10 protein-coding genes are annotated in these 14,732 nt (G+C 61.0%); 5 read left to right on the plus strand and 5 right to left on the minus strand.

The genetic code is table 11. From position 1 onward, the window contains the following. The 5 genes from IRZ31_RS14125 to IRZ31_RS14145 form a co-directional block, all read right to left on the minus strand. The coding region (locus IRZ31_RS14125) for an FAD-dependent oxidoreductase (RefSeq protein ID WP_297154708.1) at positions 1-681 on the minus strand (681 nt) is incomplete at its 3' end. A 23-nt stretch (positions 682-704) separates the two neighbouring features. Next, entirely contained in the window at positions 705-2,702 is a 1,998-nt protein-coding gene (gene recN, locus IRZ31_RS14130) for a DNA repair protein RecN (RefSeq protein ID WP_297154710.1), read from the minus strand. Positions 2,703-2,872: 170 nt separating this feature from the next. Beyond that, positions 2,873-3,715, minus strand: a complete 843-nt coding sequence (locus IRZ31_RS14135; protein WP_297154711.1) for an NAD(+)/NADH kinase — start codon at positions 3,713-3,715, stop codon at positions 2,873-2,875. Positions 3,716-4,266: 551 nt separating this feature from the next. Then, entirely contained in the window at positions 4,267-5,448 is a 1,182-nt protein-coding gene (locus tag IRZ31_RS14140) for a DUF929 family protein (RefSeq protein WP_297154713.1), read from the minus strand. A 272-nt stretch (positions 5,449-5,720) separates the two neighbouring features. Next, positions 5,721-7,319, minus strand: coding sequence for an HD domain-containing protein (locus tag IRZ31_RS14145; RefSeq protein WP_297154715.1), 1,599 nt, complete (start codon positions 7,317-7,319; stop codon positions 5,721-5,723). A gap of 198 nt (positions 7,320-7,517) precedes the next feature. On the opposite strand from IRZ31_RS14145, the gene cas6 reads away from it, so the two are divergent. The 5 genes from cas6 (at position 7,518) to IRZ31_RS14170 (ending at position 14,504) form a co-directional block, all read left to right on the plus strand. After that, complete coding sequence (cas6, locus tag IRZ31_RS14150; RefSeq protein ID WP_297154717.1) at positions 7,518-8,519, plus strand: CRISPR system precrRNA processing endoribonuclease RAMP protein Cas6; 1,002 nt, start codon at positions 7,518-7,520, stop codon at positions 8,517-8,519. 241 nt (positions 8,520-8,760) lie between these two features. Further along, positions 8,761-10,584, plus strand: a complete 1,824-nt coding sequence (locus IRZ31_RS14155; RefSeq protein WP_297154719.1) for a PrsW family glutamic-type intramembrane protease — start codon at positions 8,761-8,763, stop codon at positions 10,582-10,584. 295 nt (positions 10,585-10,879) lie between these two features. Beyond that, positions 10,880-11,974 (plus strand): thiamine pyrophosphate-dependent dehydrogenase E1 component subunit alpha, encoded by a 1,095-nt coding sequence (locus IRZ31_RS14160; protein WP_297154721.1) that lies wholly within the window; start codon positions 10,880-10,882, stop codon positions 11,972-11,974. After that, entirely contained in the window at positions 11,971-12,954 is a 984-nt protein-coding gene (locus IRZ31_RS14165) for an alpha-ketoacid dehydrogenase subunit beta (RefSeq protein ID WP_297154723.1), read from the plus strand. The genes IRZ31_RS14160 and IRZ31_RS14165 overlap by 4 nt, the downstream gene beginning before the upstream one ends. Positions 12,955-13,115: 161 nt before the next feature. Then, a complete protein-coding gene (locus IRZ31_RS14170) occupies positions 13,116-14,504 on the plus strand; it encodes a dihydrolipoamide acetyltransferase family protein (RefSeq protein WP_297154725.1) in 1,389 nt (462 codons plus the stop codon). Positions 14,505-14,732 lie beyond the last annotated feature (228 nt).

The raw sequence follows: 14,732 nt of genomic DNA on the forward strand, positions 1-14,732 counted from the left end.
GTATGGGGTGGGGGGGAGCGCCTTCCGGGGCCAGGCCAGAGCGAGGGACAGCAGGGGACGGTAGCGAGCGCGGCCTAGCTCGGCGAGCAGGGCCTGCGCCAGACCAGGTGGTAGCTCGCTCGCGGCAATCAAAGCTGCGGCCTCTGGAGCGGGCAACGTCACCAGCACGGCAGGGACCTCGGCCACAACCTGACCGGTGGTAGAGAAGAGGCGCCAACCTGGCCCCATATAGGCCAGACGGGCGATCTCACAGTGAGTATAGACCGTTAGCTCGCGCGCCATCAGCTCCGCCAGGGTCAGCAGCCCGCGCCGATAGGTCCAGCGTGGCAGGGCGTTCTGGCGTGGATCACCTTCGCGAATACGATTCTGACTATCGAAGGTCCAGACCGGCTTGGCAATGGCCACCAGCTCGGGGGTAGCGAAGCGCTGTAACAGCAGGGCGTCGCTGACGGGCGCGTTGCCGTGGATATACTGGGCGCCGGGATCGAAGCAGAAATCGGCACAGACGCGCGTCGTCGCCCGGCCTCCCACGCGCTCCTCACGCTCATAGAGCGCCACTGGCAGATTGTGGTCGCGTAGCACATGCGCCGCTGCCAGACCGGAGACCCCTGCGCCGATCACGGCCACCTCAACGCTCTGCTCGCGCTCGCCCTCTCCCTTCGTTGCCGGCCAGCTCTCCATTGCCGGTGTTTCACCCCTTCCCTCTAGCGAGCCTGGGCCTGAGAGGCGTCCCGGCTTGCTGTCTGCTCTGTGGTCTGGCTGGCTGTCTGGCTCTCAACCTGGCGCAGCCAATTCTCCTTCCAGAGCTGAGAGCGTGCCAGCAGCTCCTCGGCGCTCTTGAGAGAGAACTCACTCACGTTCCCGCCCATGATATGGGCGATCTCACGCACTCGCTGTTCGGGACGCAGCTCATTGACGATCGTGATCGTCCGCTCACCCAGCACCTGCTTATTCACATTGAAGTGCAGATCAGCGAAAGCCGCAATCTGGGGCAAATGCGTCACGCAGATCACCTGGTGGTTGCGGGTCAGCATCCACAGCTTCTCAGCCACCACCTGGCCGCTGCGTCCACTAATGCCTGAATCGATCTCGTCGAAAATCAGCGTTGGCGTGGCATCGGCCCGAGCCAGGATCGTCTTCAAGGCCAACATCAGACGCGAGGTCTCGCCGCCCGAAGCGATCTTTGTCAGAGGCTTGAATGGCTCGCCTGGATTAGGAGCGATCAGAAACTGGATACGATCGATGCCAGTCGCGTCGCAGGCGTAGAACATCTGGGGCTGGCCGTTGATCGTGGCCGGCACCCCCTCGGGATCAGGTTCCTGGAGAATCTCCACTGCGAAGCGGGCCCGCTTCATATTCAGATCATCCAGTTGCTCCTCCATCGCGCTGGCCAGACGAGCGGCGGCGGCGCGGCGGCGCTCTGACAGCTCCTGAGCGATGCGCCCGATCTCGCGGCGCAGCTGCTGATCCTGCTGCTCCAGCCTGTGGATATGCTCCTCGCGGTTGACGATGCGATCCAGCTCCTGGCGGTCCTCCTCGGCGCGCCTGAGAATCTCCTCAATCGTGGCGCCATACTTCCGTTTCAGGCGGGCGATCAGATCGAGGCGCTCCTCAATTTCTGCCAGGCGAGCTGGATCATCCTCGATATCGGTCTCATAGCTGCTAATAGCGGCGGCCACATCCTCCAGGCGATAGATCGCCTCGTCCAGGTTGGCCTCCTGTTCCGCGAGGCTCTTATCCAGGCGGGCCAGCTCATTGAGAGCACGGGCGGCGCTGCGCAGCAGATCGAGGGCCGACTGTGTCAGATCGCTGGCCAGCTCGGACCCCTTGATTGCCCCATAGACCAGGGCGCACAGCTCGCGCATGCGTTCGGCATTGCTCAGTACCTTCCGCTCGCGCTCCAGCTCCTCGATCTCGCCGGGCTGCAGCTCAGCCTTCTCAATTTCCTCGATCTCAAAGCGCAAGAACTCAGCGCGGCGGCTCTCATCGCGCTCAGCCTGCATGAGCTGCTGCAGGTTCTTGCGCACCGTGCGCCACTCGCTGACGCGGGCCGCCAGCTGCTCACGCAGCGGCAACAGCTCGGCATAGCGATCAAGGAAATTAACGTGCTGCTCTGGGCGCAGCAGGCTCAGGTGCTCGCTCTGGCCGTGGATATCGATCAGCCAGCTGGCCACCTGCTGCAGCACATGCTGAGAGACAGCGCGCCCATTGATCCGCGAGACCGTGCGTCCCGAGCGGAAAATATCGCGCGAGAGGATCAGCGTCCCATCCTCGGGCTGGAGGCCGTACTCCTGGAGGAGGCTGGCGAGGGCCACGCGCGCATCGGCGCTGGAAAGGTCGGCCTGCAGGCGTTCCAGGCGCCGGCCCTCCTGGTTTTCGACCTGCTCCAGGGCTTCATAGAGCGTATTGCCGACAGCAGCCGCTTCCTCCTCCCCCTCAGCCGTGCGGGCCAGGGGCTGGAAGCCATTGCCACCGGGCGGCAGCAGCGTCTCCAGCGAAAAGACGCCCTCGACACTGGCGCGCTCGCAGCCGGCGCGCACATACTCTGCACCGATCTTTCCTCCCAGCAGGGCACTGACGGCGTCGATGATGATAGACTTGCCGGCCCCTGTTTCGCCGGTAAAGACGTTGAAGAGTCGATGGAAAGTGAGATGCAGATTGTCGATGATAGCGAAATCTTTAATGTTCAGTTCGAGCAACATGGCACTGCACAGGCAACTTTCTCAACGGATGAGCAAGGCGGGAGGCAACAGCGGGCCGGAGGATCGGACCGGCAGCCGGGTCGCCACCTGGCACCCGTTGCTGAAGGGAGTGCGGGTGAGCGCGCGCCTGGCATCGGGGGATGAGCGAGCGCGTGAGCGTACGAGCGATCCTACTCGTCATCTCTCAGCTTCGCATTGATAATCTGGTAAAAGTAAGTTGGTGGTCGGCGTCGCAGGAAGCGGGTCTCGTATTGGCTTTTCTGGACAGTGACCATTGCGCCATTGCGTATCTCGCGATTCAGTTGGCCGTCGGCGGAGAAGACGCCGCTTTGCGAGCCGGTCACGATTTGCAGGCGCACGCAGGCATCGGGGTGAAGAATGAGCGAACGATCAGAAGCCAGATGGGGAGCGATAGGTGTCAGGACCATGCTCTGCACCTGTGGGTGAAGTAGAGGTCCCCCCACAGCTAAATTATAGGCCGTTGAGCCGGTAGCTGTTGAGACGATCACCCCATCGGCATAGGTTGTACTATAAAAATGATCGTCGATCCAGATACCTACCTGCACTACGCGGGGCCAGGTGCCGCGTGCAATCACAATATCATTGAGCGCCAGAAAGGTCTCGCTTTGTCCTTCCTGATCCAGGGTAGCGGTGAGCATCGTGCGCGTATCTACCCAGACCGAATCATCCTTCTCCAGATAGTGTACAAGCTCGTAGGGAAGATCGCGGGGTTCCAGTTCCGTCAGAAAGCCGACACGCCCGTACTTTACTCCTACGATTGGAATGCCATCGGCAGCACACAGGCGCGCGGCGTGCAAAATCGTCCCATCGCCGCCCAGCACGATGGCCAGCTCACAGCCCTGTAACAGGCCCTCGGGGGTTTCCTCCCCCTCCTCGCGGATATCAACACTTCGGACCTCGTAGCCGCGGCGGCGTAGGAATGGTTCGATCTGGGCTGCAGCCTCAGCGGTGTGCTGTTTGCGGCCCTGATAGAATATGGCGATGACCTTCACAGATGGCTCCAGTCAGTCAGTCGGGTTGGTCGCTCGGTCGAGCAGGTCTGAGAAAGCGCGCTTGGCTGCTGTCTCCACGTCGGTCTTGGTGATAGAGAAAGCCGCCGTCAGCCTTGGGGGTCCAGCCCCTGCGGCGGTGAGGCGAGTTTCCCATCGCGTGGGCTTCAGCCTTCAGCCTTGACTGCGAGCCAGCCAGACACTCTCTATCCTTTCTTGTTCTGGAACATCTCCCCCTGCGGGATAGGTGCGGTAAGAGGGAGCAAACAGGCATCTGGAGCGTGCCCCGGCAGCTGGGGGATGGCCCGGCCCTCCCCACGGATCTGCGGTTTCGCTGCACACCTGTCTAGCTCGCCAGGGAAGCCCCTGGCAAGAAACCGCCTCGTGGTATGGTGCGTGCACAGCTTCCAGCAGAAGCCGCACAGCTTCTGCCCCAGCAGAATGTCACAAGGTAATGGTACGTCATCTAGATAGGCTTGTCAACCGTAGTGCCGCCAGGCTCGGAAGGGCAGAAGTCCCCTCCCGAGCCGCTTGAGAGCAAACAGACAGATTTTCTAGATGGTCCGGCTGCCGCTACGCAGACGGCTGCTACTGGTCGGCGGCAGGCCCTCGCTGAGCGAGGTCGGGTTGACTGCCACGGAGTCGAGACGGGCCAGGGCTACCCGTGGGAGCTGCTTCTCAATCGTCTGAATAAACGAAGCCTTGCAGACGCTGGCCGGTTGATCGTTGGTGGCCACACAGATCCCCGCCGTCAGATAGTTAGCTACGCCCAGGATGCTCTTCGAAATGGACGTGCTTGAATTGGTCATCTGAATCGCGATATCCTTCTGCGAGAGACCGCTGAGCAGCCCCGGGTCGACGGTCTGGCCTTGCGACATGTAGATATTAGCGATGTCCAGGAAAGGGAAGCCGCCGCTGGGATTGAGGGCGTTCACCAGTTGTTGCTGATCCTGGTTGGGCGTCTGCAGCGGCTGCTCATTGCGGTCTTCCACCTCCAGCGGCACAAAATCAATATAGGAGCTGGTGTAGCTGCTGCCGTAGAAGGTGAATGTAGCCGTATCAGGATAGACATCGCTGCTGGAAGAGGTCGTCTCTGGGAGGGCGCTGAAGTGGCCAAAGCGACTCAGAGCAACCACCAGCGACCAGCGTTCCGCGGCGCAATACGGGCAGAACTCTGCACCCCAGTAGAAGACCTCGGGCTTGCCGTGGGGACCTACCAGACGATCGCGGTTCGTGACGGCCTGCAACGGATTCTTCTGGCCACCAGTCCCAACTTGAGCCAGCAGATTGGCGTCAAGGCGAGTGACCGTATTCAGGACCTCGGGATCGGTGCCGCCACGTGCTCCAGAGCTGCTGTGCTGCTGAGAGAGGAAAATGAAGCCTCCAATGATTGCCAGCACAATGACCAAGGCCCCGGCGACAATGAGCCAGCGGGTCCGCCCGCTGATGCGCTGGCGTGTGTAGCGGCGCTGTGGCTGACGAGCGCTGCTACTCGGGCGGCTGGTCGATTCCGTGCGCGTGGTACTACGCGTGGTGGTGGTGCTGACGCTCTTGGCGGAGGCGCCCGTTGTCCCCGAGGCACTCGGGGAGGCATTGCCTCCCTGGACTCCCCCAGCGGTCGCTCCACCGGCGCCCTGCTGGCTGCGGCTCTGTAGCTGCGCTTGCGCCTGGATCTGGGCCCGTCGCTGGACTGCTGAGGAGCCGCTGCCGCTATTTTTCTTGCGCTTTTTGGCCATACTTTTCGTTTCCTATTTGGGAATTGTTGAACCAGGTGACTTGAGGAATCGTTTGGCTGCCGGGTATCGCCAGTTATTATAGCACGGGGTCTTTGAACGGAACAGAGCACGAGTGCGGAGCTATTGTGCAGAGCTGGCTGCCGGGTAAGAACTGAGCCAGGAGCAGAGAACGGGCCTGGCTCGATGGCCTCGCCAGGCGAACAGACGGTCTGACTGACCTGGGAAGCTGGCGAAGAGAGCGCCCGGCTGGCTGAGCCATTGGCCAACACTGGTCAGGTATCTGAGTCAGGATCGGGTGCCTCGCTGTTGCCAGTTGCGCGAGCCTCCAGATGCTCACGAGCCAGCCAGAGGGCTTCCTCCTTCGAGTGGATACGCTCCTCGGCGCGCGCCTCAGCGATGACTTCGAGCAGCTCGCCGATCAGCGGGCCAGACTCCAGTCCCAGACGGCGCATCAGCTCGTGGCCCGTCAGCAGGCGTGTTGGCAGAAAGCGCTCGCGCTCATAGAGATAGCTGCGCAACAGCAGCGTCACACAGGCAAGATGTGCCTCCCAGGCTCCGGCGGGGCGCCCACCATAGCCGGGGCCATAGGTGGCCACATGGTCGGCCAGTGAGAAGAGAGCCACATGCAGGCCCTGGGCGCCCAGATCGACAAAGTAGCGACGAATAGCACGCGGCGTCACAACCTCCTGCTGCGCTAGCTGACCCGGGCGCATATGGTGGAGCGTCACCAGGCGCACCAGATGGCGATCGTGGCTGCTCGCACTCAGGCGCTTCATCACCCCCTCGGCGAGCGGCGCGCCAGCCTGCTGGTGGCCATAGAAATGGCTCAGCCCCTGCTCATCGTAGCTCAGAGTGGCCGGTTTGCCGATATCGTGCAGCAGGGCAGCCAGCTTCATGGCTGGTTTCGTCAGCTCGCCGAGCTGCAGCAGGTTCTGCCGGCTGGCCTCGGCTACCAGAGTGCGCAGCTGGGCTATCTTCTCCGCCTGCTCAGGGGCTGTCAGCAGTGGCAGGCACCACGACGAGCAGGACAGCTCATCCAGCGGAAGCGGCTCGGGATACAGCGTGCGAGCTACTGCTTCCAGGGCGCTCACGGTTTCCAGCGAGTGCTCAAAAACGTCCCAGTGATGGGGAGGCGGCTGTGGCATGCCTCGGGCGGGTATCAGCTCTGGTACCAGCACAGTCAGCAGGCCGTAGCGATCGAGTAGATGCAGACTGCGGGTGGCATCCTCCTGTTCGAGTAACCTGTATAACTCGCCGTGGAGGCGCTCAGCCACCTCGGTCGTTAACAGTTCGGCGTCGCGGCGGATGAGGGCTTCTGTGGTTGGCTCGATCTGCAGAGAGTAGCGACGGGCGAGGCGAATGGCTCGCAGCAGACGCACCGGGCGGGAGCGAAAGACCTCCGCATTGACTGCCCGTAACAGACGCGCATGGACATCGGCGAGGCCCCCACAGGGATCGATCCACGGCAGGGAGGCCAGGGAGGAGAAAGAGGACAGGCTCAAGAGGACGTCCAGGGGCAGAGCCAGAGCATTCACTGTAAAATCGCGCTGGCGCAGATCCTCCTCAATACTGGCCCCCGTCAGTGGTGCCACATCGAGCGTCCACTCTCCCGCTGGCGTGCGCACCACGACCCGGCTGGCCTTCTCATGCATATGGGCATAGTAGCCGCCGAGCGTATCGGCCAGTTGACGCGCCAGCAGCGGCGCCTCGCCGACGACAACCAGATCCCAATCGACGCTGGGCTGGCCCAGCAGCAGGTTGCGCAAAGCCCCACCGACCAGATAGACTTGGGACTGGTGCCGCTCTGCAAAGAAGCGCGCTACCTGCTGCAGTAACTCGTAGGTTCCTTGCTCTAAGAAAGGCACCGACATCTCTCTCTCTGCTCATTAGATCGATGTGGCAATGCCTGGGAGCGGAAAAAGGAGCTTCTCCCCGTCCCGTCTGCAGCCACCTTTCCTACTCCTGCTGGACAAGAGGTTATACATATTTTATGCTAACATACAGTTGTGGCAGTTGCAACCATTAACTTGTGGTACAGCTATATATGAGAGTTCTCGGAAGGGGCGAGCATGGAAACCACAGCTCTAGCATCACCGGGCAGTTTCAAAGCTGATCTTTATGCCCTGCATCTGCGATTGCGGCCATTGCAGCCTGGGACCTTGATGCCGTTTTCGGGAGAACTGGTACATGGAGCCTGGCTAGAATGGCTGCGTGGTGCAGCCCCAGACGTCTCTGCACGCCTCCACGAAGGAAACAAGCGTCGCCTCTTCACCTGCTCCAGTTTGCAATTTCCGCTGCCTCCGGCCCAGGTTAGAGAGGCGGAGCGCAACAATCGGCACCTCCCACTCAGCCCGGAGAAAACCTATACGATCCGTATCACCTTGCTGCTCGGCGAGCTGTTCCCGCACTTCTACAAGGCCCTTATCCAATTCAACCACTTTAGCGGAAATTTGCGACGCTCACCTTTCATGCAGATTGGGCGTCAGGTCTTTCTGCTCGAAGAGGTCATCGCCAGCCCGGACGACCCTGCGCGCTGGACCGGCTTCACCACCTTTCGTGATCTGGCTGAGCAGGCGGCCTTGTTGCAGCCCGCGCGCTGCGAGCGGATGACTCTAGAATTTGATTCGCTCACAACTTTCAACTGGATCAACACGCGCAACAAGGTCTATGGCAACTATTATGCCCTTCTGCCTTTGCCGCGCTACCTCTTCCCCGGGCTGGCCAAGCGCTGGCAAGAGCTGGTGGCCCAGGAGCCGGAAACGCGCGAGCTGGCCGCGCTGGTCCAGCCCGAGCTGATCGAAGAGTATATTCTTGACGATGGTATTGTTATCGACGACTATGACCTGCGACCGCATCAGGTGCATTTCTCTACGCATGTTCAGCCGGGCTTTATCGGGCGCTGCGTCTATCGTCTGCGCGGGCCTGATCCTCCCTCGGCCCCAGCGCCGTCGCCGGCGGCGGGGCTTTCTCTGACAGTACGGCAACAGCTCTGGCTTCTCGCCTATTTAGCCTTCTACTGTGGCGTAGGGTACAAAACGCCTATGGGCATGGGGCGGGTGCGTCCTCTCTAGGAAGAGGAGCGCTCTACTGAATGTAGGCCCTTACGCCGCTCACAGTCTGGCGTCTGCGCGCGGCGGGAGCGCCACCTCTGCGGCCAGGTGGCTTACTCTCCCCGCGCTTTCTATGCTACCATTATATAGCAGCGACGCGGCCTGAGCCGGGTGCGAAGGACATCCAAGGCGTAGTGCATGGGGAACAGGTAGGGTGTGTACTGACGATCAACACAGCTATCGCCGCAGGAACATATGAACAATGAGCCAGAGCTATGGTGTGCTACGGGTGGTGCACATGCCCCACCTGCAACCCCCGACGACGCGGGGTTGGGCCATACGTACGCCCTATCCTACCGCCTGGTTGCCCGATGAGCAGCTAGTGCATGTGCTGACGCGGCGTGAAACCAGCATTGGTCGGGCCCTCAGCAATGACATCGTCTTGATGGATCTCTCGGTCTCGCGAGAGCATGCGCGTGTGGTGCTCGATAGTGATGGCTGCTGGTACATTATCAATCTGACGCCTCACAACGTGATTCGGGTCAATGGGCAAGCTATTCCCTCGCATGTGCGTTTCCCTCTGCGCTCGCAGGACCTCATCGTCTTGGGTAGCACGATGCTCCAATTCCTGGCTCCTCATGTGGCCGTCGCTGGAGACAGCGAAGAGCAGACAGAGCAGGCATGTGCTCGCTATGCTGAGCAAGTCACGCAGCTGCTGCCGAGCGCCCAGCCCCAGGCAGTTTTAGCTGCACCTGGCAACCCTATTCCAGCCACCCTGCCGCCGGGCGAAGGAGAGGCGGCCTGTGGGCCCTGGAGCGAGGGAGAGGGTGAGGAGGAGGACCTGCTTGGAGCAGGCGTTACCATGCAATTCGCCCTCTCGCCGCGACTGGGGAGGCGTACGCGCTGGATCATGGCCGGCGCTGCACTCAGCATCCTCGCCATCTGTGCTCTCATAACGCTCATTCTCAACAGTTTCATCGGCATCAATGCCCTCACTCAGAATGGGGCTTCCAGTCTGCTGGCTGCCCTCACCATCCCTCTCGTTCCTGCTCTCGGGACCTTACTGCTCGTCAACTTCATCGATCGCTTCGAGCGCGAACCGTGGTATCTTCGTCTGGCTACCTTCCTCTGGGGCATGGTGATCGCCATCCCCACCGCCTTCTTTATTGAACGCCTGATCGATGGCGTGCTTCTCAACCTGCTGGAGCCGGGCACGAGTACGGTTTTGCGCTCGGCCTTGCAGGGTCTCAATGCCGGCTTCACTGAAGAGACCGTCAAAGGGCTGGGCCTGCTCCTGCTCTTTCTGGTTCTGCGCGACCAATTCGACAATATCACGGACGGCATTGTCTACTCGGCCATGATTGGGGCTGGCTTCGCCCTGGTGGAGAACTTCAGCTATTTCGCCACCGGTTATCGCAACTCGCTGGTCTTTCTGATTATCTATCGTGTTGTGCTAGGCTGGTTGGGGCATCCGACCTTTACCGCCTGCTTTGGCTCGATGCTGGGCTACACGCGCCACACGCGCTCACGCTGGCAGCAGGTGATTACGCCCTTACTGGGCTATATCATGGCCGTCATGCTGCACAGCTTTTTCGATTTTGTGGACATTCAGGCGGGCATAGAGGTCCAGGCTAATCCTGGCAATACGCATGTGGCCATGCTGGCTCTGGTGACGATCATCTGTGACTATATTCCCCCTTTTCTGGCCCAGATGCTGCTACTCTATCTGCTGATCCGCTCCCTGGCCCAGGAGGGGGCGATCATTCGCGAGTTTCTGGCCTCCGAGGTGAGCAATGGCGTGGTCACAGTCGATGAATACGCCTTGCTGCAGCATTCCTTTCAGCGCACGCGTCAGGAGCGTAAGGCCCTCTGGCAGTACGGTTTCAAGCACTGGCTACGGGTCAAAGCTCTCTATCAAGCGGAGATCGGCCTGGCCTTTCGCAAGTGGCATGTGAGCATGGGCGACAGCCAAAAAACCGGCTACCTGCGGCAGCCGGAAGATGCCTATCGGGAGCGTATTCGTCGTTTGCGTCAGGAAATTCGGGCATTTGAGGAGCAAGCGCGAGCGAGGAGACAGGGGACCTGAGCCGTCTATTCTCGCAACGGAGCGCTTTGTGGTACACTTATGGGGGCAGGCGCGTCCATCGCCGCGGCCAGCCAACCAGACGCATGTCTTCCGCTGCGCAGTGCGCTGCTCTCTGCCGCTCTGGGCTGGGCGGCGCTGCAAGGGCGGTGAGGAGGAGGGTAGCGAAACCGTTTTCCTGGTAGGGACTGGATGCTGGTCGCTGGAGATGCCCGTTGTCGGCCACACAGACAGACGCTCACTCCCTCGTCAGGCAGGGATCAGGCGATCACAATGCGGAGGAGTATCCCAGAAGATCATGAGCGAAGCGGAGCGGGCTGACCTGCTGTTGCAGATCTATTATTATATGCGCCTCACCCGCGCTATGGAGGATCGTACGCGCACCCTCTTTCTGCAAGGGCGCATTGTCGGCGGGGTCTATACCGCGCAGGGCCATGAGGCGACAACCGTCGGGGCGGCGATGACGCTGCGCGATGGGGACTGCATTGTACCGCAGCACCGGGATCTGGGCATGCATCTGGTACGGGGAGTCTCGCCACGCGCTGTGATGTGCCAGTGGTTGGCACGCGGCAATGCTCCGACGCTGGGACGCGACGGCCAATTGCACATTGGCGATATGCATCATGGGGTCGTCCCAATGATCAGTATGCTGGGCGAGTCGCTGCCGGTAGCCTGCGGCGTAGCCCTGGTCATGAAGATGCGCCGCCGTTCAACGGTGGTGCTGGCCAGCTGTGGCGATGGGGCGACCAGTACCGGGGCCTTTCACGAGGCCCTCAATTTTGCCTCGGTGCAACGATTGCCCGTGGTCTTTGTGATCGAGAACAATGGCTATGCCTATTCAACGCCGACCGCCAAGCAGTTTGCCATCGAGCAGCTCGCCCAGCGAGCGGTGGCCTATGGCATGCCCGGCGAGAGTGTCGACGGTAATGACGTGCTGGCGGTGATGGAGGCAGTAGGGCGGGCAGTGGCTCATGCGCGCAGCGGCCAGGGGCCAGCACTCGTCGAGTGTCGTACGTTCCGCGTCCGGGGTCATTCCGAGGCCGATAAGGCCGACTATGTGTCGCCAGCTCTGCGCCAGGAATGGCTCACCAGGGACCCCATCAAACGCTTTGAAGAATATTTGACGGCTCAAGGACTGTTGAGCGCGGAGCGCCGCCGGGAGATCGAGGCCCGGGTGCGCAGCGTAGTCGATGACGCTGTGGCCTTTGCCGAGGCCAGTCCCCCACCCGATCCGGCGACCGTGGCCGACTATGTCTTTGCTCCCGATGGCCCGATCGCTATCGTCGGCGAGCCGGGTGCCACCGATCCGCGCTATGTCAATGCGCTGGATACGCGCACCGGGCGGCCTTTCTGCACGATGAGTCAAGTAGAGGAGGCTGTTACTCGGCTATGACTGCAGTAACCTATCTGGAAGCGATCAGCCAGGCGATTCGCGAAGAGATGCGGCGCGATGAGTCGGTCTTTCTCCTTGGCGAGGATGTGGGCACCTACGGCGGGGCCTTCAAGGTGAGCGCCGGCTTTCTAGAGGAATTCGGCCCGGAGCGGGTGATCGATACGCCGATGTCTGAGACGGCGATCATTGGCTCGGCGGTGGGCGCGGCCCTGATGGGAATGCGCCCGATCGCTGAAATGCAGTATATCGATTTTATCACCTGCGGCTTCGATCAAATTGTGAACATGGCCTGTAAAATGTATTGGCGCTCCGGAATCCCCTTACCGCTGGTGATCCGCGGACCCGCAGGTGGCGGCACGCATGGTGGCCCCTTCCATTCGGCCAGCCCAGAAGCCTGGTTCTTCCATACGCCCGGAATTAAAGTGGTGATGCCAGCCACCACCTATGATGCCAAGGGCCTGCTAAAGGCGGCGATCCGCGATAACAATCCTGTCCTGTATCTGGAGCATAAGCTGCTCTATCGCCTGCCGGAGCTGCGCGAAGAGCTACCCAGTGAGGACTACGTTGTGCCGCTGGGAAAGGCCATTATCCGTCGCCGCGGTCGGCATATAACGATGCTGACCTATGGGGCCATGGTTCATCAGTGCCTCAAGGCTGCCGAGCAACTCGCCACTGAGGATGGTCTGGAGGTCGAGGTCGTCGATCTGCGCAGCCTGACCCCCCTCGATCGCGAGACGATCAAGGAGTCGGTCAAGCGGACCAATAAAGTGCTGATTGTGCATGAGGATACGCTGACCGGTGGCGTGGGGGCTGAGCTGGCGGCTCTGCTGGCCGAGGAGTTGTTTGACTATCTTGATGGCCCGATTATGCGAGTGGCTGCTCCCGACGCTCCCTATCCTTATGCCCCTCCTCTGGAGATGGCCTACTTGCCTGGCGTGGAGCGCATCGTGGCCGTCGCGCGCCAGCTCGCCGCTTATTAGTTGGGCGAGACCCATTCTTTAAGTTATTGGGGGCAGGCACATGAGTCAGTGAGTGGGTGAGTGAGTTCGTGAGGTCGGGGAAGCGTAAAAGGAGAAAGGGAGAGCAATTCGCTCGCCTCTGAAAGGAAACTGATGGAGTAACTGTTTGCGAGGAGTGGACTATGCCAACGCCGGTGAAATTCCCCCGTCTCGGCGAGTCAGTTGCAGAAGGAACCGTCGCTGCCTGGCTCAAGCGTGAAGGCGATTATGTGGAAAAGGATGAGGCTCTGGCCGAGGTAGTGACCGACAAGGTCAACGCTGAACTTCCTTCGCCCGTGGCTGGTCGGCTGGTCAAAATCCTGGTACCAGCTGATCAGACAGTACCAGTCGGGACCGCCATCGCTCTCATTGAGGAGGAAGGGGCAATGGCGGAGGTTGCAGAGGAAGCGAGTGCCAGCCAGAGTAGTAGCGCAGCCGCGGCTCCTGCGGCGCCCGCGGTTGAGCAGGTGACTTCTGCAGCTGCAGTGCAGCGTGGCACCTCAGCCCTCTCCGTAGAGGCTGGGGCTGTGACGGCGGAGCCACATGATGGCCAGCAGCCTGGCGAACCTGAACGTCAGCGCATTTCGCCCCTGGCGCGTCGCCTTGCTCGCGAGCATGGCATCGATCTGAACGAGATCAAGGGCACGGGCATCGGGGGACGGGTACGCAAAGAAGACATCCTGGCTTATCTGGAACAGCGTCAGCTCGGCGCCCAGACGGTGCAAGTGCCCTCTGCGGCTGTGGCTGCTCAGCCCAGGCCCGCCTCCGTGGCTGTCGCCAGCGCGGCTGCGGTCGCTGCCAGAGGACCGGAGCCGGTGGCCGCTGGCCCGGACGAGGAAGTCATCGTCCCGGATCGGATGCGCCTGGCCATTGCTGAGCACATGGTGCGCAGCAAGCGGACAGCTCCCCATGCTACCACTGTCGTTGAAGTCGATATGACCGCCATTGCGCGCTGGCTGGAGCGCAACAAAGAGGAGTTCAAGAGGCGCGAGGGCTACAGTATCAGCTATGTGCCCTTCGTTATGAAAGCGGTCTGCGAAGGTATTCGTAAAGTGCCGCTGATCAACTCCAGCTGGACTGAGGATAACCGCATCATTGTCAAGAAGCGTATCCATCTCGGGGTTGCGGTTGCCACCGATAGCGGCCTGGTTGTGCCTACCATTCACGATGCCGATCAGTACACTATTGCTGGTCTGGCGCGGCGCCTCAACGAGGTGGCCCAACGGGCACGCAGCAACCGCCTGACGGTGCAAGATCTGCAGGGGAGCACCTTCGTGGTCAATAATCCGGGTACCTTTGGTACAATACTATCGGTACCGATTATCAATCAGCCACATGCGGCTATTCTCAGCATGGATGCCGTGGTCAAGCGTCCGGTAGTGACGGAGGACGACGCCATTGCCATTCGTTACATGATGTATCTCTGTCTCTCCTTTGACCATCGCATCCTCGATGGAGCAGGAGCCGCTACCTTCCTGCAGGCCGTGCGGGCCAAGCTGCAGAGCTATGGACCGGAGATCGATGTCTATTAAAGGGGCCGCTGGTGGAGCAGGAGCAAGGGTGGAGGAGAGAAGGAGAGTGGCGATGTGGTAATCCGGTGATGCTCGATCGAGGCTGGTGGGCGAGGCCAGAACTGGCAAGCAAGGGCCAGTTGGCCAGCCGACCAGGAAGCCAGCGAAGCGAAGCCGAAGCCAAGCCAAGAGAGGAAGTAGAGGAACGATCATGGCGACCATTATCCCTGAGCGCCGCCCCTCGTGGTT

It is taken from the genome of Thermogemmatispora sp., from assembly GCF_019683635.1.
In the GTDB taxonomy this organism is placed as follows: Bacteria; Chloroflexota; Ktedonobacteria; order Ktedonobacterales; family Ktedonobacteraceae; genus Thermogemmatispora.